Annotated in this window: 14 protein-coding genes; 1 reads left to right on the top strand and 13 read right to left on the bottom strand. The window is 57.3% G+C overall.

Annotated elements, in window-relative coordinates; translation table 11 throughout:
• Positions 1-11 precede the first annotated feature (11 nt).
• The 7 genes from FQ192_RS16090 to FQ192_RS16060 all read right to left on the bottom strand — a co-directional run bounded on the left by FQ192_RS16090 (position 12) and on the right by FQ192_RS16060 (position 8,124).
• Positions 12-494 carry a hypothetical protein gene (locus FQ192_RS16090; RefSeq protein ID WP_149659470.1) on the bottom strand — a complete coding sequence of 161 codons (483 nt, stop codon included), beginning with the start codon at positions 492-494 and terminating at the stop codon, positions 12-14.
• Between the two features lie 20 nt (positions 495-514).
• Complete coding sequence (locus FQ192_RS16085) at positions 515-973, bottom strand: hypothetical protein (protein ID WP_149659469.1); 459 nt, start codon at positions 971-973, stop codon at positions 515-517.
• Positions 970-2,340 carry a tetratricopeptide repeat protein gene (locus tag FQ192_RS16080; RefSeq protein ID WP_149659468.1) on the bottom strand — a complete coding sequence of 457 codons (1,371 nt, stop codon included), beginning with the start codon at positions 2,338-2,340 and terminating at the stop codon, positions 970-972. The genes FQ192_RS16085 and FQ192_RS16080 overlap by 4 nt, the downstream gene beginning before the upstream one ends.
• A 25-nt stretch (positions 2,341-2,365) precedes the next feature.
• Positions 2,366-4,801 carry an alpha/beta hydrolase gene (locus FQ192_RS16075; protein ID WP_149659467.1) on the bottom strand — a complete coding sequence of 812 codons (2,436 nt, stop codon included), beginning with the start codon at positions 4,799-4,801 and terminating at the stop codon, positions 2,366-2,368.
• A 9-nt stretch (positions 4,802-4,810) separates the two neighbouring features.
• Positions 4,811-6,253, bottom strand: a complete 1,443-nt coding sequence (locus FQ192_RS16070) for a TIGR01777 family oxidoreductase (protein WP_149659466.1) — start codon at positions 6,251-6,253, stop codon at positions 4,811-4,813.
• Complete coding sequence (locus tag FQ192_RS16065; protein ID WP_149659465.1) at positions 6,246-6,731, bottom strand: cell division protein; 486 nt, start codon at positions 6,729-6,731, stop codon at positions 6,246-6,248. Before FQ192_RS16065 ends, FQ192_RS16070 begins: the two co-directional genes overlap by 8 nt.
• A gap of 121 nt (positions 6,732-6,852) precedes the next feature.
• Complete coding sequence (locus tag FQ192_RS16060) at positions 6,853-8,124, bottom strand: hypothetical protein (RefSeq protein WP_149659533.1); 1,272 nt, start codon at positions 8,122-8,124, stop codon at positions 6,853-6,855.
• Between the two features lie 394 nt (positions 8,125-8,518).
• On the opposite strand from FQ192_RS16060, the gene FQ192_RS16055 reads away from it, so the two are divergent.
• Entirely contained in the window at positions 8,519-8,908 is a 390-nt protein-coding gene (locus tag FQ192_RS16055) for a DUF6124 family protein (protein WP_149659532.1), read from the top strand.
• 236 nt (positions 8,909-9,144) lie between these two features.
• On the opposite strand, the gene FQ192_RS16050 is transcribed toward FQ192_RS16055, so the two are convergent.
• The 6 genes from FQ192_RS16050 to tssI form a co-directional block, all read right to left on the bottom strand.
• Positions 9,145-11,751, bottom strand: a complete 2,607-nt coding sequence (locus FQ192_RS16050) for a DUF2235 domain-containing protein (RefSeq protein ID WP_149659464.1) — start codon at positions 11,749-11,751, stop codon at positions 9,145-9,147.
• On the bottom strand, positions 11,736-12,290 hold the full coding sequence (locus tag FQ192_RS16045) for a DUF3304 domain-containing protein (protein ID WP_149659463.1): 555 nt from the start codon (positions 12,288-12,290) through the stop codon (positions 11,736-11,738). The genes FQ192_RS16050 and FQ192_RS16045 overlap by 16 nt, the downstream gene beginning before the upstream one ends.
• Positions 12,291-12,512: 222 nt before the next feature.
• On the bottom strand, positions 12,513-13,067 hold the full coding sequence (locus FQ192_RS16040; RefSeq protein ID WP_149659462.1) for a DUF3304 domain-containing protein: 555 nt from the start codon (positions 13,065-13,067) through the stop codon (positions 12,513-12,515).
• Positions 13,052-13,495: a DUF3304 domain-containing protein gene (locus tag FQ192_RS16035; RefSeq protein ID WP_256672295.1), complete on the bottom strand. Its 444-nt coding sequence runs from the start codon at positions 13,493-13,495 to the stop codon at positions 13,052-13,054. The genes FQ192_RS16040 and FQ192_RS16035 overlap by 16 nt, the downstream gene beginning before the upstream one ends.
• 107 nt (positions 13,496-13,602) lie before the next feature.
• A complete protein-coding gene (locus FQ192_RS16030) occupies positions 13,603-14,409 on the bottom strand; it encodes a DUF4123 domain-containing protein (RefSeq protein WP_149659460.1) in 807 nt (268 codons plus the stop codon).
• An 11-nt stretch (positions 14,410-14,420) separates the two neighbouring features.
• Positions 14,421-16,493: a type VI secretion system tip protein TssI/VgrG gene (tssI, locus tag FQ192_RS16025; protein ID WP_149659459.1), complete on the bottom strand. Its 2,073-nt coding sequence runs from the start codon at positions 16,491-16,493 to the stop codon at positions 14,421-14,423.
• Positions 16,494-16,508 lie beyond the last annotated feature (15 nt).

Raw genomic sequence — 16,508 nt, 5'->3', positions numbered from 1 at the left:
TGCCAGATCGCTTATGAATCGGTGATTTTCAACAGCCGGAATTCGTTGTTCACAAACTCGTAATAGCGCGTTCGGTAGAGATTTTTCAGCGGTTTACCCATCAGGTCTTCTTCGGTGTCGACGGTGATGCCGTAGACGATGATCAAGTTGCTGTCGGGCCGGTAAGACAGCGCCAGCGCGTTGCCGTCGTAGGCATTCGGCAGACCCGTGGCGATTTCGCCCGTCTGCGCATCCAGCACTTCGACACACATCGTGCTGCCGCCACAGCCCATCCGGTGCAGAACGTAGTGCCCGGCGAAATTGACCTTGCCGGCGAGGGCTTGTGCGCGCGCTTCATCCATCCATTGATTGCTGTTTTCCTGGGGCACCGGGGCGTGGTTTGGGCCGGCAAACACTTCGGTGATGGTGAAGTCTGTGAAGGATGGCTCGGCGGCGAAGGATAAAGAGGTTGCACCGGCCAGGATGCAGCCCAATAAAATCGACAGTCCTTTCATGTTGTAACTCCTGAACAAATTCACTGTTCCCATTGGCATCCCGTCTCCAGAGAAGAGTCGATATTCCAGATATGAGAAAACTTGTACTGCTTGCCATTCGATTTCTTGGTGTAAGTCATGGAAAGGACTGTTACGCCCTGACTCACCATTTCGTACTCGCCGGTTACCTTCCCCTCAGAGACCTCGGTCCACATAGTGGTGGCCAGCCAAGGCCTGCCCGGGCTTACTTCTTCTTCTTGGTGGTCGGTTAAAACCAGGGGGATTGGCACACCGGATGAAGCGTATTTAACAAAGCCACCCTCCAACTTGTTCGTAGTGTCGTAATAGGTCCGAAGCTCGAATTTCACCGGGCTCCCCTCATCCAGTTCAAAACACAGATTCTCCGACACCACCTCGCACCGACCCGCCAACGGCAGCACGCCAACCACCAACAGCAGCCATCTTTTAACTTCAAATCCCTTGAAATAACCCGCCTTCAAATCGAAAAATCCTGCACTTCGTCCAGTCCCCAACACCCGTCAAAACTGAACCGGTAAATCACCTGATAACCCGTATCCGGTTTTTGCAGTTTCACCGTCGCCGATGTGTCGCTCTGGTCCACGATCTCCAGCGTCAGCCCTTGCATCGCGCGCGCCTTCGCCTCGGGGATCAGCGGGAACACCAGGTCACTGCGATCCAGCAACGTACTGACCTGCTTCGGCTCAGGCTCGGCGTCTACCGTAATCAGCTTCTTCATCGGAACGCGGGTGAAGGTTTTTTGACTGGCCGTGCTTTCCATGAAGTCGGCTAAAAACCCTTCGAAATCCTTCGAGGGACAGCCCAACACCTGGGCTTGTTCGGCAGGTTCCGGCATCAGGCAGGGCTTGGCCGGGTCAACCTGTATGCCTTGAGTGCTCAACTGCTCTGCGTTAGTGCGTGAATCTTCCTGTCCCATGTTGGCCGCCGCCAGGTAACAGGCCAGTGCCCGTGGCGAATCCTGAATGCCCAGGGTGCCACGTTGAAAGGCACTGCCCAGGTCATTGAGCGCATAGGGCGAACCTTGCGCAGCGGACCTTTTCAGCGCCGCCAGGGATTTTGCCGGGTCGGCGCAAGGACGCGGGTCGCCATACTCGCCTTCGTCACAATAAAACCCGGAAAGTGCATGACTGGCCTGGGCCAGCGTTCGGGAACCTTGGCTCAAAAGCTCGAGAATTTTGCTGTTGTCCAGGCGCGGCGCCTGCCCCGAAAGGCTGACTGACGCGGCAGCATAGGCCGCCTGGTCGTTACCTTGGGCGGCACCGTCCAGGTAACTGTCCAGGGACGAAACATACAACTGCACGTCGGCCGGATACCCCGACTCGTTCGTCAGCTTGTCATACAGCGCCCCTCGCTTGAGGGCGCGGGCACCCGGCGCAGCGCGCAGTTCCCCTTGTTGCTCGGACAGCACCTTTTCCAGCGACCAGTCTTCGACCCGCACCAATTTCCAGCAGTCGCCGAACTTGAACGTGAAGGCCTTCAGCACTTCGCCTTTGTGGTCGCGGACGAACACATAGTTGGGCAACTGAACCTGCAAACTCAGCCCGGATTTCGCGATGTAGTCCGCCGACAACTCAGTCAGAGATCGCGGCGCCAGCGTCGCCACCTGCCGTTGCACCACCAGGGGTTTCGACCCGGTGGAGACCACCGACAACTCCATCACCGGCGAAGCGACAAAGGCTGGCTGAGTATCGGGATTCGCCGTAAACGCGGTGACGAACTCCACAAAATTGGCGCTGGGGCATAGCACTGCACCCGGCTCCGCCGCAAACGCCGCCGACGACATCACCAGCGCCCACCACGCCAGGTACCCACGCTTCAAACCCGCCACAACAGAATTCCTTTTCATCAAAAAACTACTTCACCAACGTCAGTTCACCATCGCGATACAACACCTCACACCCCAGCCATGCCACATCAACTTGAGGCAACACCGCCGAAGGCTTGCGCAGTTCACGCAACAAGGTCGAGCCGTGGGACAAGCGCCCACCCATGCGCGCAATCACTGCCCGCGCGGCCTGGTAGTGCGCGTGGCGACCGGGGTCGAGGGTGTCTTCGAGCAAAATGTCGTCGCCCAGAATGCCTTGCACCTGCCCCGGATAAATCATGAAACCCGTCGCTTGCTCGGTGCCTTCGCGACCGTCTTGCCAGAAGCTGCCGTCGCGGCTGCGAATGTCTGGATGCGGCGCGAACCAATGCACTCGATCCGCCATCGGCATGGCGTGGTGCAGGCGGAAGAACACCCGCATCAGGTTGTCGCGATACCACTCGCGCACTTGCAGGTAGTAGCCGCGCAGGCCCGGCAGGCCAGTGGAATGGGCGACACGGATAAGCCCCGACCATTGCGGGAAGGCCTGCAACGGCAAGTCAGTCGGTGCCGGCCGTGGCGTGGCCGGATCGGTTTCCCAGGGCAATCGATGCGGGCTGTTTTCAAGATCTTCATACGCCGTCGGCGGCCGGCCCAGCAGATCGCCGCCGCTGCTGGCCAATGATGTGGCGATGCACAGATTGCCTTGCACCACGAACACATAGAACCGGGTGAACCAGTCGGCCAGTTGTTGGCCGTTGGCACCTTGGGCGATCAGTCCGGACAGTTCTTCGTCGAAGCGGCGCAAGCGCGGTTCCAACGTCAGCAAGTGCCCGCGGGCGATACGTTGCATGCGCAGGAACAACGGCAACGAACGCAGCATTCGCAGCGGTCGCCACGGCAGGTGCGGTGTCGCGCCACCGACTTCACCGGCATAGCTGCTGGCGGAAATCCCCCAGTCGGCCAACCGTGCCAGAAACAGGTCGTTGTTGATGTATGAGGCGCCGCCAAACACCGCGGTAAACGGCTCGTTGTCCTGCAACACCCGCGAGTCCCAACGCGCCATGATCGCCGGAATACTCGCCGCCGCACGCCGTTGCGCGTACTCCACGAACACGCTCGGTTGCGGTGGCAGGATCTCGGCAATGTTGGCGGCGGTCAGGTGCCGGCGCCAGCCGTAGTCGCTGATCGGCCGGTATTGCAGCAACCAGAGTTGCTGGCCATCCCAGGCCCATTCGACGTCGCCGGGCACGTAGTGAAAGACCCGCAACACGCCTTGCAGAAAGCGCCACAACAGGTCCGCCGTCAGGCCATGGGACGGCTTGAACGTGTCGCTGCTCCACGAATCACCGAGGCGGGAAATGATCGCGCGCTCGGGGCTGACCTGACCGTCGGCCAGCGACTCGAGATGCCCTTCGACCCACTCCAGTTCCACCGACAGATGCCGCACAAACCCGATCCCGGACACCTTGGGCGTGATGAAGCGCTGCACCACCACTTCTTCCACACCCGCCGCGCTCAACTCGGCGATGCGCGCCGACACGTTGGACGTCGGTTCGCGCAGGAACGTGGTGCTCAACCCGGCATTCGCCGCATCGGCCTGATCCTCGCCATAACTGGAGGAACGCACCGCCCACGTGGCGTCCGGTTGACTGGCGAGAAACGCCGGCAAGCGCGGATCCTGACCCTCGTTGAGCGACAGCGCCGGCGGCACCGCTTGCCCGGCCAACTCCGCCAGACGCAAGCGACCGCCCTTGGTGTGCGCAACGAATCCGCATTCGCCCGATTCCAGCCACCCGGCGAATTCTGCCGCTGAGTCGATCCACGGGTAATGGCCCCAGCCGGTTTTCAAGCTGATTGTGAGATCTGCGCGAGCCAGAATCGCCGACCACGCGGCAGCCTGCGCGATGCCGAGCACGTTGTCCTGATCGCCCCAGACCAGCTCGACCGCGTCGGTGATCCACTCCAACAGCGGCAACGCCGTGTCGGCGCGCACCAGGTCCCAGTGCGGCACAAACGCGCGGCAGCGAGCGTATCCGGCGCCCATGCGCTGGTACTGCGCGGGCGTCCAGGTCTGGTTGGAGAACTTGTGCGCGAACACGGCGGGTTTGTTCGACAGCAACCAGTGAATGGTCTTGCGAATCGGCAGCGGCGACATCAACGCCGGCAACCGTCGTTGCCACAAGAATGCGCCGACCGGCGCCAGCAACACGCTGCGGCAAAAGTGCCCCGGCTGACGTTGCAGCGCGTGCAACACCAGCAACGCATTGACCCCGACCGCCATGATCGCGCTGCCTTCAACCGTCATCGCCAGCAACGCTTGCGCGTACGCCGTAAGGTCTTCGCACGGCGCCTGTGGATTGCTGCCGAAGCCCGGCAATTCCAGCGGCACCACGTGGTAGCGCTGAAAGTGCGGCAGCGCGTCATCCCACCATTCGGCGGCGCTGCCGTTGCCGGCCAGCAGGTACATCACAGGCTTGCTCATGGACAATCCTCAGGCCAGGTCGCGCAGGGCAGCGTCGAGGGTCGGGTAACGGAAGGTGTAGCCGGCCTCGGTCAATCGGCTCGGCACCACCCGTTGACCGTCGAAAAACAACTGCGCCATCTCGCCGGCCAGTGCGCGTACGGGCGCGGCGGGAATGTGGAACCACACCGGGCGCTTCAGGGCTTTACCGACGCGGCTGGCGAACACGCCCTGACTCACCGCATCCGGCGCCACCAGGTTGTACGTGCCGCTCAAACTGTCGTCTTCGAAAGCACGGGCGATCACTTGAATCACATCGTCGCGATGCACCCAACTCATGATCTGCTGCCCATCGCCCATGCGCCCGCCGAACCCCAGGCGAAACGGAATCAGCAACGGCAACAACGCGCCGCCCGGGCCGAACACCACGCCCAAGCGCAGCACCACCTGACGCACGCCGAACTCGGTGGCCGGTTGCGCGGCGGCTTCCCACTGGGCGCATAACTCGGCCATGAAACCGTCGCCCTTGCTCGCGCCTTCATCCAGGCTTTCGCTGGCATCGCGCACGCCGTAAAAACCGATGGCCGAGGCCTGAATCCACAGCGCCGGTTTGTGCGTGGCGTTCTTCAGCCAGCACATCAGCGCTTCGGTGGTATTGACCCGACTGGCGATCAATTGCGCCTGGCGTTTCTCACTCCAACGCGGCCCGGCAACCGGTGCGCCCGCGAGGTTGATCACCACGTCGAAGGTTTCGTCGTAGCCGAGCTTGCTCAGCGAGCGCACGCACCGGGCGCGACCATCAAACAGGTACGCCGCTTTCAACGGATCGCGCGCTAGGACGCTGACCGTATGACCGGCGTCGAGCAGTTGATTGACCAGCACTTCGCCGATAAACCCGGTGCCACCGGTCACCAGCACGCGCTTGTAAGTGCCACCCGCGAACGGGTTCGACGGTTTGCCTTCGCGCTGCATGCGCAACGCCGCCAAGCCATCGCGAATCCCAGAGGCCGTCACGCCAATGGCGAACAACGTCAGCAACCAACCACGCCAGCCGAAATCAATCGCGGTCAGCCCTGTCGGCAGGCTCGCCCACTGCGCCAGTTGCACGCCGTACAGCGCAAAAAACGCCCCGCCATTCACCGCCAACACGGTGTGCATGATCCGCTCGATGGCCGGCAGTTTGCGGCTGCGATCCTCGACCACGAAATCCCACAGCGTCAGGCAAATCTCCAGGGCAAACAGCAGCGCAATCACAATCGCCCACGTGCCCTGGAACGCCAGATGCGCCATGCCCAGAAACAGAACCCCGTAGAAACACGAGCGCAGCGCATGGATCGACAACTCCAGCCGCGCACTGTGCCGATACGGCAGCGCGACGGGCAGTTCGTGGTGATAAATCGTATCCAGCGCACCCAAAATGGCCTGGGCAATCAGCAGCGCGACCGCCCAATCCAGAAGAGAAAAATCAGGCATGGTCAGCGTCACTCGGTGGGGTGTTTGAAGAGGCGGCGCGGCGGTCGTGGCGATAGAGCCAGATCAGCGGCGGCAATAAAGTCAGTAGCGCGAAGCCGTCGATCCACAGGTTCACCGACAGCTGCGCCGTCAGGGAAAACCACATGTCCTGCGGCGCCCACAGCACAATGCCGGCGATCAACCAGCCCCAGGCCATGGGACTTTTCAGGCGATTGCCGATGCGCACGAGACCGAGCATGTAGAGCGAATAACTTTGCAGCGTGGCGCCGAACACGGCGAGCCACCAGAGTTCCTGCTCGCGGGCGGCGCGCGGTGGCAGGTCCGTCCAGAAGGCGTAGTCGACGTTTTGCAGGTAGACGTCGAGCCATCCCGAAGGGCCGACCCAGGTCAGCACGATACTGACCAGCAGATGCACCAGCGCGGCGGCGGATAGCCAAGCAACCAGGGCTTGGCGAAGGGTATTTGAGGGGACTGGCATTCCGTGTCCTGAGGGCTTCCTTGAGGGGGGCAAGTCTAAAGGAAATTGGGGACAGGAAATTGGGGACAGATTTATTTATTAATGGCAGTGGCGAGCCCCCACTCATAGGCCGAAGTATCAATCAGCAACCACCCGTATCACCGCATTGCACCCAACCCCGAATGGATTTGCCCTTGGGGGTTTTGAACAAGATCTTGACCCAACCCGCCTCAACCCCTTCCTGCAACACCGAATCACCCGGGATCAAATACATCTTCGTCACCTCCGCTAAAACCGGCGAACTGTAGATGGAGGTCTTCTTGTTGATGGTGAGCGTTACTTTGTCTCCCGCTGCCCAGTGTTTATAAGCGGCGGAATTGAGTTTGGCGACGATGGCATCGGCGGTTTTATAGGGGAATGTGTAGACCAACTCCTCGGAGTCGAAATCGCGCACGATATCGCCGCCATTGCCGAAGTAGTTCGACAGTTGCTCATCCCTCACATAGCCCTTCGCCGTAGGGGAATACGCGTGAACGGTGTAGTACTCGCCCAAATAATTAACGCCGGTATCGGCTCTGATTCCGACGGCATGAATGACGAACAGCATTGGCTCGGCGTCGGGTTTGGCCTGAGCGAAGAAAGCCGCTTGAACGCGTCCAGTGGCCGCCAGAAATGGCAGGCCGCCGATGTTCGTCTTTTTACCGTCGGCGCAATTTACAAAATCGATTTCGATGGCTTTTTCGTCGGGGTCTTGGGATTCGTCTTCGGGCAGGTTGGTGTAGTTGAAAACGATAGCACCCGATTCTGTTTGCAGCGCTGGGAAGGCTTCACTTTTTGGGGGATTGCAGGTGATTCGGGCGAGGAGTTTTTTCAGGCTCAATACACCCTCTTCATAAAAGGTATTGCACTGCGAAACCACGACAAAACCCTGGGCTGTTTCTGCTTGAAGCGTATTGCAGGTTAATGAAAACCCCTCAACATCCTCCGGGCCAGGGTAGATAACGTTTCTCATGTCCAACAGCGTCCAGCCTGGCTGCTGCATTAACGCTTTTGCGGTGGGCGCAGCGTCCGAAAACTCCCTGAGTTCTTCAGCGCGAGGCACTTCGATCAGCTTGTTGTAACGCCGTGCGCTGTCGATTCCGACAACCGCCAAAATGTCCTCCAGGTTTTTCCCGGAGACGATGAAGGTGGGCAGGTTATCGAAGACGTTGGTGGACTCGGGGTTGTTGCGGGGCACGAGTTTCAGGATGTTCACGCCCCCTTCTTCAGCGCAGCTCGCGACCTTCAGATCTGTTTGCGGGACTTCGAACGGGCAAGGTGGGTCTTCAGCGAATGCATGCGCGCTGCCCAGGAACAGGCTCAGCAGGAAAGCAGCCTTCAGTGCTGCGCGGTTTTTGTTCACTAAACAATCCATGTCGATCACTCAAAAAGCCCTTGTTTAAGCTGTGCGGTGGCTGCGTTTAAAAGTGTCGGATCATCCGCTTACATTGCCTGCAAAACCATCGGATATTTCCTTCGATACGTGGGGGTGTTCGTGAACTAGGCGGGCTGCATTCATAGGGATAACCTTTCTTCGTCACCGCAAAATCGGTGACTCGGACGTGCAAGTCTGACGGAGTACACAATTTGGTTATGGCAATTCATCGAGTGTTTTCCTATGCTCGCGAGTCGTTATGGCTGCTGTGTATGGGAGACCTTCGGGTCTGCCGGGTTGTAGCTCCGCCGGTCTTGCACACCTATACACAGCTGCCACCTTTTCGAAGCGCAAGCGAAATGGTGCCAGCTCCATAAATTACGGAGTTACACCTATGATCAAACCAACACCAAATCCACCCGACGACTTATCCACATCCCCCTACGAATCCCTCGATTCCAGAAAACTCCACGAAGCCGCCGAACGCGCCCTCGACTACCACCTCGGCCCAAAACCCGACGCAAAACCCAAAACCAAGCCCCGCAAAGGCGCCCTGTTCAACGTCACCCCCGACCTCCACACCGAAACCCTCCTGGCCAACGCGTCCGAAGACCTGCTATCCATCAGCGCCATCGCCGCAGACCTCGCCGATGACGTGGAAGGCTCACGCCGCTCGGTAGCCTTGGCATTGAGTCGATTGGCGGATGGAGTGCATTTGTTGGTGGAGCGAGCGCTGGATCAAATTGATTCGCCAGATCCGGGGGCGCATCGGGCTAAGGCATAACGCGAACCTGGCTCGCCAGCCCAATAAAAAAACGGCCCTGATTGGAATTACCAACAATCAGGGCCGTTTTGTGTTGGGGATTAGGAGCCTGGACAGACCCTAGGTTCGTCCATTTGCGCTGGGTAGTTGTAAGGGTAGCCGGGAGAACCTCATCCGGTCGCGAGTTCTGATCCAAAAACCTGAGCGCACAAACGCAAAGGACGGCTCATCAAGAGCCGCCCTTCATCGTTTTGCAGTTACACGTTCTTTTCAGACGACTTCAAGCTACCAGCCTGATCGGCCACCATGTCCATCCAACCTCCGGGCTTATCCTCATCGTTAGCCGCTTTGGCCACCAGACTTGCCAAGGCACTAGCGTCTTTCTTGCGGGCTGCTTCGACTGCCTGATGGGCCACCAGGATTTTCTGAAGGGCTGGAGTGTTTGCGTTGGCTGCGGTAAGCGGCTGCAGCGCGGGTAATGCGGCGACTTTAGCCACCATGTCGCCCGGTTCTTTAGTGAACGACCTCAACGAATCCAGGTTAGTGAGCATCGGTAGTGCAATACCGGTAAGCGGGTCGAAGGCGCTGATTTCCGGAAGACCCACTTTGCCGCTGAGTACTGGCCTCGCCAAGGACGGCAGGAACAGCCCCAGCAACATGCGAGGGTCTTTCCTCTTAATGCTCAGGCCTACGCTAGCCAAGGCAATACCAACTCCGATTACTCGTCCAGCAGTAACCAAGAGTGATAGTTGCTTATTAGATTCGTTATCGAAATGAACCAGTCGAATACGGAAATAGTCCGTAAAAGGTTCTCGCGGGCCGATAGCGGAATGGTTCATAAACCATGCACGGGAGTCATGAACCTGATTATCGAACAGTGCCACTAGATCTTCCTGACCGGGTCTAGGCTTATTCGGAGCGATAAACATTTTCTCGTATCGCTTTGTGCCTTCATCATGTAGGTATGCGTATTCCTCGGCTTCGTCCTCCTCATTTATAAGGAACACAGTACCGCCTAGAAGCATGTCGGCTACGCCACCAATAGTGATTGAATCATCTACCACGCCCCACTCTTTCAGGTAGTCGTGCCGGAACTCCCCCGCTGCTCCACTCAACTGACGATGATCTAGAGGAGGCTCAAATTTTTTCTCCCAACGCATTTTGTCGACTTTTTCTTGGCCGCCGACAATTTGTATATTCAGTTGGTTTTCCTTTTCCTCAGCCTCTGTATAAGTCGGCTCAGGCTTACCCTCAGCAGCAGCAGAAGTCTTGGCATCTCTGCGTGCCTGTATCGCTTCCCAAGCATCAATTTTGGCTTTTGGCATGTCAGAGGAAGAGCTTTGAAAGAATGGTTGCTTTTCTACGCCACCGGCATAACGGTCGATTCTCCATGCGGTAATTAGCACATGCTCCTGCTTCATTACCTCCTCTAAAGCACCTCCTTTGGCTTGCGCTTGCCAAGCGTTGAAGCGTCGAACCAAGTCAGCGCTGAAATCGAATTCGCCTAAGACGGATTTCTCCATAGCACGCCACACCTCGTGATCGGGCAGAAGGGCTTCTTTGGGGACTTGCAACGGAGCACCGGCCTTGAACGCTTCAGCGTAGAGATGATGCAGAGGAATCTGGGACAACAATTCGTTGGTGCCTGCGACTGCTTTGCCTTGGTCTTTCGGTGAATACCCGCCTCCTACGTCCGAGTGCACGCCAGGATAAAAATACTCGACGGTATTATCACGATAGCCGGACGGCGCTTCTGTATCCCGCTGACCATCAATTTTTTTTGGCCGGCGGCGTATAGAGTCCAGAGGAAAACTGGCGCGCTGCTCATGAGCCGAGACCAAATGCACGCAGCGCTTTAAAAAGTGACGATCTTCGGGAACTGTTGTGTCCAGACTCGCGGTGATCAGGTCTTCAGGCAACCGCATGGTGTCGTCAGCCCACCCCATATGCCCAGCAGCGAATGGCGCACTATCAGCCAGACCAACTGCAGCAACGGTGTCGCAGAGACCAAGAAACTCTATAGACAACGGCAAGCCTGCAAAGCGGTATTCCATGACGCCACTATCGCCTTGGCAACGCGTCAACGTTTGAAGCCAGTTAGCAAAAGTACGCGCCTGAGCAGCCCCACGGGAAAATCCATATACATACAAACGCATCGCTAGGATTCGAGGCTTTTGGTCTGCCTCATTGAACTTCTTAAGCTCTTTTTCTAGATCTTGGATATGCGGCCGCATAACTGCTTCGCGCTTTTTCTCTCCATTTTCCATCAGCCCTGCCGTCATGACAGTACCTAACCAAGAAGTCGCCATGCCCTCCACCAACTCTAACGTTTGATCTGGCGAAAGCGGATTTTGCTCCGGAATAGCATCCTTTAGGGCCGCAATCAGTCGGGTTAACCCCCAATTTATTCGATTCTCACCACCATTTGCGCCGATCAGGCCGAATGAGTCTGGTACAACTTCATTGATCTCAGGAAATGTTGTCCCCACCCCTGGACTACAGTAACGATAGTACCCTGTTTGGGTTGTAGGATCTGAACCTAAACTCGCATGAAATATACGAGCTATATTGCTACACGAGGATGGACTCGAAGAGCTGTCAGCTGCGTCATTATTGTTGGTTCCATCAAACGCAATTGTTATATGCAAAGCCTTACTGCATGGCGGACCGCTTTGAATATTGCCCATAGACTGGAGCAGTTTTCGTTGTTGGTTTGTAAAGCGTGTCTCATCCGCCTTTTGTTTACGTATATTTTCCGAAACCTGATTTGGATCTGTAGGCAAACGTCCTTGCCCAGGAAACACTGGTGGCACCAATGCAGAGGCTGGACGAGATTTAATCTCTGCGCCTATTTGTTTGGACATACCTTCGGCTCCTCCATAATCATTGGAAAGTTATAAGGATAGGCAGGATCTCCGCGCTTAATGTTGTCAGCTGAAACGCGAACTTGATCACATGGAAGAAAATGCACCTTCAAAGAGCCTGCAACTTCGTATTTTGGAATATCGACAGTCACCGTGTGATGCGTATATTGAGCTGCGTGTTTTTTTAACTCTGCACGAAAAGCATCCGTACCAAGAGGAGGCCATTTGGTTGACGAATTTGAATTAGGGTCTGCCTCCCACTCAACAATGGCTCTTAATCCAGGTGTCCATACCCTTGGTATTACACCACAACAAACTTCGCTTCCTCCACCTTGATGCGGGCCTATGTTCGGTCCTCCAGCGCCATTGACGGTAAATCTATTAATAGCGGCGGAAGTATGGTTATAGCCAGTAACCGATGTAGGGAGCATTTTTGACTGCGCCTGGCAGGCAGTCATGGTTAATATGCCAGCCAGCAATAAAATCGCACGTATAAAGCGTGATCTAAACGCTCTTCCAGAACGGGATAGAGCCTTCATAGGCATATCTGGCCTCAGTAATGATCTGACGAATGGAAATGACATTCCAAAATACCTGCTGACAACTTTCCCTATTAGATTTGACATACCTTCGATCCCTCCATATTCATCGGGTAATACTTAAATGCCCGGAGAACCGGGTTGATGCTGCCTGAGAATGTAAATATTTGCCCGCGAGATAAAAATCACATTTTTTTGTCGCCATCAGGTTCACGAGCCTCTCTAAATTTCCGAACATGTCGTCGACTCCTGAATCTGAAAATAAGCCTTATCGGGATAATCCGGATGCTTAGGTGTAAAGCAAGTCGTAGAAACCTTCACCTGATCACAAACAAGAAAGTGAACTTGAAGCGCGCAAAATTCGCTACCGTACTGTGGAATTTCAACAGTCGCCTTGTGGTGAGAGACATTGACCGCGTACTTCTTATAGCCGCCCTTATCAATTTGCCCATATCTATCACGCTTAACAACTTTATCGGGATTAGGGTCTTTATCCCACTCAACGACCGCCCGAAGCACCGAATTCCATTGAGCAGGGAGTATGCTGCAGCAAACTTGACTCCCTCCACCTTGAAATGCCGAAATGTTGTGTCCCCCGGCACCGTTCACGGTGAACTTTATAATACTGGCCGAAGTATGATTAAATCCTGTTACAGGTGTTGACACCATTTCGGGATGCGTATGGCAACCGCTTAATCCCAACAGACTTACGAAAAGCAAACCACTACAACTCCGAGATCCGAAGTCCCTCAAAAGCCCAATCAAAGAACCGGACATGTCGTCGACTCCTTTACCTGAAAATACGCCTTGTCGGGATAATTCTGATGCCCAAGGGTATAACAAGTCGTGGACACCCTTACTTGATCGCAAGGAAAAAAGTGAACTTGCAAAGCGCACACTTCTTCAGCGTATTTAGGGATTTCTACAGTAGCTGAGTGATGAGAATAACCAACGGTGTGGCGAATAGCGGCCTCTTTGACAATTTGGCCGTACTGATCACGCTCTAGGGATTCGTATGGCTTTGGGTCTTTGTCCCATTCGATAAACGCTCTAAGTTCAGAGGTCCATTGAACAGGAAGTACGCCGCAGCAAACCTCACCTCCAGCCTGATTGGGTGGAATCCGAGGACCGCCAGCGCCATTGATACTGAACCGTATAATTTCTGCGGAGGTATGGTTATAACCAGTTACCGGGGCAGACACCATTTCGGGGCCTGAATGGCACCCGCTTACCCCTACCAGCACCACCAACACCCACCCACGGACCAGCCAGGAAGCCATCACTTCCCCCGCCCCCCCCGCCAACCCACTCATCAAATCAACGCCCTAACCGGCTCATCAATCACAAACGGTGAGTTCTCCACCAGCCATTGATCAATAAACGGCTCCCGCTCTTCCGGCTCTTTCAATCCCTTCTGGTTCGCCGCCAATTGGCTGCGATACAGATGACGAATAAGGCTCTCATTACGGCTTAAACCATAGTGCTGCGGGATGGCGCAGTGGTCGATGCGGTAGGCGTCGGCTTCGGTCCAGGCGAGCAGGTTGGCCACTTGTGCGTGGTCGAACATGACTGGGGCGCTGGGTGGGGCGGCGGCGTGGCGGACGTAGTTGCCGGGCAGGCTTTGTGGGCGTTGGTCGCGGTCGAGCCAGTGCCAGGAAATGATCGCGGCATGGAAGGCGTTGCTTTGCGCCGGGGTGAGGGTTTCGGCGACGGGCAGCAGCAGGCGCGGGTCGTAGTAGCGCAACACGCCTTCCGAGCGGCCCTGGTTCCATTGGGCCTGGAGGAAGCCGCGCAAGTGGTCGGCCAAGGCTTCGAATGTCCAAGGGCTGAACAGGGCGACGACGTGTTTGTTGCAGTCGACGGCGCTGATGAAGGTTTTCAGCCAGGGCCGTTGGGACGTATCTACGCGCAGCAGCAGCGGGCCGAAGTCGGCGATGGCGACTTCCGGGGTGTTTTCGAACAGTTTGGCCAGTTGCGGCGCGTCGGTTTGCTCTGCCAGTTCTTGCAGCAGCGGGTAGTCGAGGCTGGTGGCGTCGATCAGCAGGTCGAGGTGCTGGTGTTGCAGTTGCTGGGCGTTGACCCATAACTCGTCGAGCCAGTGCAGGTTGCTTGTGGTCATGAAGTCGTCCTTTATCGCGCGGCCAGGGCCTGGGCGTTTCGTTTGGCCCGGGCCAGGCATTCTTTGCAGACTGGCGGTGGCGGCATCGGCGTCGGGGCGTTGCCGAGTGCCTGGGGCGGTACGTCGCCAGCGATGTCCGTGTCGGCCGCGCCCGGCAGCACCGGCGGCTTGATCCCAATCCCGGTCCCACTCCCCGCCGACCCACCGGCATTGATCTTGATCACCGGCCCAACCACCGTAATCCCACCGGCATCCAGCTTGATAAAACTCCCCCCGGCCTTAACCGTGAGTTCCATCCCCGCCTCAATAACAATCTTGTCCCCAGCCTTCAGGTGAATCTCTTTCCCGGCACTGGTCAGCTGTGCAGTCCCGAGCTTCACGTGCTGGCTCTGGCCGATCGTCAGGTGATCGTCCATCCGCGTTTCGATCTTGCGATCGGCAATGGTGGTGCGGTGTTCTTCGGCTTTGAGTTCGGTGTAGGTGCTCTTCTCGACGGTGTCGTGGCGTTCGTTGCCGACGCGGATTTTTTGGTCGTGTTCGATGTTTTCATCCCAGTCTCGCTGGGCGTGGAGGTAGATCTGTTCGGCGCCTTTTTTGTCTTCGATGCGCAGTTCGTTGTAGCCGCCGCCTCCCGGTGAGCTGAGGGTTTTGAAGACGGTGCGGGTTTTGTTCGCCGGCAGTTCGTAGGGGACCTGGTTTTCCTTGTGGTAGAGGCAGCCGGTTACCAGGGGTTGGTCGGGGTCGCCTTCGAGGAAGGTGACGAGGACTTCCATGCCGATGCGCGGGATGGTGATGGCGCCGTAGCGGTCGCCGGCCCAGCTGGAAGAGACGCGCATCCAGCAGCTGGTTTTGTCGTCGGCCTGGCCTTCACGGTCCCAGTGGAATTGGACCTTGATGCGGCCGTACTGGTCGCAGTGGATTTCTTCGCCTTTGGGGCCGGTGACCAGGGCCGTTTGGCTGCCGAGGACGCGGGGTTTGGGGTGTTGCAGTGCCGGGCGGTAGAACACGGTCCATGGGGTGGCGAGGAAGCGGTTGCGGTAGCCCTGGTGGAAGTCGTCTTTGTTGTCGGTGGTGTCGCTGGTCACCGATTCTTCGAGGACTTGCGGTTGCTTGCCTTCGTGGAGGATTTCGGTGAGCAGCCAGAGGTCGTTCCACTCGGTGCGCGGGTGGTCGGAGAGTTCCAGGAAGTGGCCGCTGACCAAACGCGTCTGGTCGCCGTGGCCTTCGGCTTGCTGGTAGTCGGCGCGGTGGCGTTCGAGGGCGCGTTGGCTGAGGAACTTGCCGCGCGCGCGGTCGATGAAGCGGCCGGGGTAGTCGTAGTCTTCCAGGTCCGGTTCGGTGCTGTCGCCGTCGGGTTTGTAGGCGGACTCCAGTTGCAGGCGCGGTTTTTCGAAGTCGTAGTCGCGACGAGTGACGCGGCCGGTGCGGGTTTCCAGGCGCAGCTTGAAGCCTTTGATCACCGATTCTGCGGCGACCATGCCGCTGCCTTGCACATACGCGGTGGGCTGGCCGAGTTTGGGGAACACGGTCTGGTCGTCGCCGAACACCAGAAAATGCCCTTTTGGCGTGTGCTGGAAGTGGTAGTGAATGCCTTCTTCTTCGCACAGGCGCTGGACGAAGTGCAGGTCGGTTTCGTCGTACTGCACGCAGTAATCACGGTCCGGGCAGGTAACGCTCAACTGGAAGTTGTAGGCGTTGGCCTTGATGCCGTGTTCTTCGAGGATCAGCGCGATGATTTTCGGCGCCGACATCTGCTGGTAGATGCGCTGGTTGGTGCGGTGGTGCAGGTATTGCAGTTGCGGCACCAGGGAGATTTTGTAGCGGGTCAGGCGTTTACCGGCATCGCCCTGGGCGACGCGGTAGATCTGGCCGTGGATGCCGGAGCCTTGCGGGTCGAACGCCAGGAACGCCTGTTTGTGCAGGAGTTTTTCCAGGTCCAGGTCGGGGTTTTCGCTGACCAGTTCCACCTCCATGCGATAGGGCTGGCTGATGCCTTCGGTGCCGGTGAACGACAGCACTTGCAGGTCGCCCACGTAGTCTTCAACGGTCAGGCTGAAGTGCGTTTCGTTAGCTGGGTTGAACATTGGTCGGTCCCTGTT

Origin of the sequence: Pseudomonas sp. ANT_J12, from assembly GCF_008370045.1 — a bacterium.
Taxonomy (GTDB): domain Bacteria; phylum Pseudomonadota; class Gammaproteobacteria; order Pseudomonadales; family Pseudomonadaceae; genus Aquipseudomonas.
This window is presented reverse-complemented; position numbering and strand designations above follow the sequence as displayed.

What these genes read in the sequence shown, in the direction of transcription:
- FQ192_RS16035 (WP_256672295.1), bottom strand. Translation starts at nt 13,495, where the DNA reads ATGGTGTCTGCCCCGGTAACTGGTTATAACCATACCTCCGCAGAAATT.
- FQ192_RS16045 (WP_149659463.1), bottom strand. Translation starts at nt 12,290, where the DNA reads ATGAAGGCTCTATCCCGTTCTGGAAGAGCGTTTAGATCACGCTTTATA.
- FQ192_RS16065 (WP_149659465.1), bottom strand. Translation starts at nt 6,731, where the DNA reads ATGCCAGTCCCCTCAAATACCCTTCGCCAAGCCCTGGTTGCTTGGCTA.
- FQ192_RS16070 (WP_149659466.1), bottom strand. Translation starts at nt 6,253, where the DNA reads ATGCCTGATTTTTCTCTTCTGGATTGGGCGGTCGCGCTGCTGATTGCC.
- tssI (WP_149659459.1), bottom strand. Translation starts at nt 16,493, where the DNA reads ATGTTCAACCCAGCTAACGAAACGCACTTCAGCCTGACCGTTGAAGAC.
- FQ192_RS16040 (WP_149659462.1), bottom strand. Translation starts at nt 13,067, where the DNA reads ATGTCCGGTTCTTTGATTGGGCTTTTGAGGGACTTCGGATCTCGGAGT.
- FQ192_RS16075 (WP_149659467.1), bottom strand. Translation starts at nt 4,801, where the DNA reads ATGAGCAAGCCTGTGATGTACCTGCTGGCCGGCAACGGCAGCGCCGCC.
- FQ192_RS16060 (WP_149659533.1), bottom strand. Translation starts at nt 8,124, where the DNA reads ATGGATTGTTTAGTGAACAAAAACCGCGCAGCACTGAAGGCTGCTTTC.
- FQ192_RS16055 (WP_149659532.1), top strand. Translation starts at nt 8,519, where the DNA reads ATGATCAAACCAACACCAAATCCACCCGACGACTTATCCACATCCCCC.
- FQ192_RS16030 (WP_149659460.1), bottom strand. Translation starts at nt 14,409, where the DNA reads ATGACCACAAGCAACCTGCACTGGCTCGACGAGTTATGGGTCAACGCC.
- FQ192_RS16090 (WP_149659470.1), bottom strand. Translation starts at nt 494, where the DNA reads ATGAAAGGACTGTCGATTTTATTGGGCTGCATCCTGGCCGGTGCAACC.
- FQ192_RS16050 (WP_149659464.1), bottom strand. Translation starts at nt 11,751, where the DNA reads ATGTCCAAACAAATAGGCGCAGAGATTAAATCTCGTCCAGCCTCTGCA.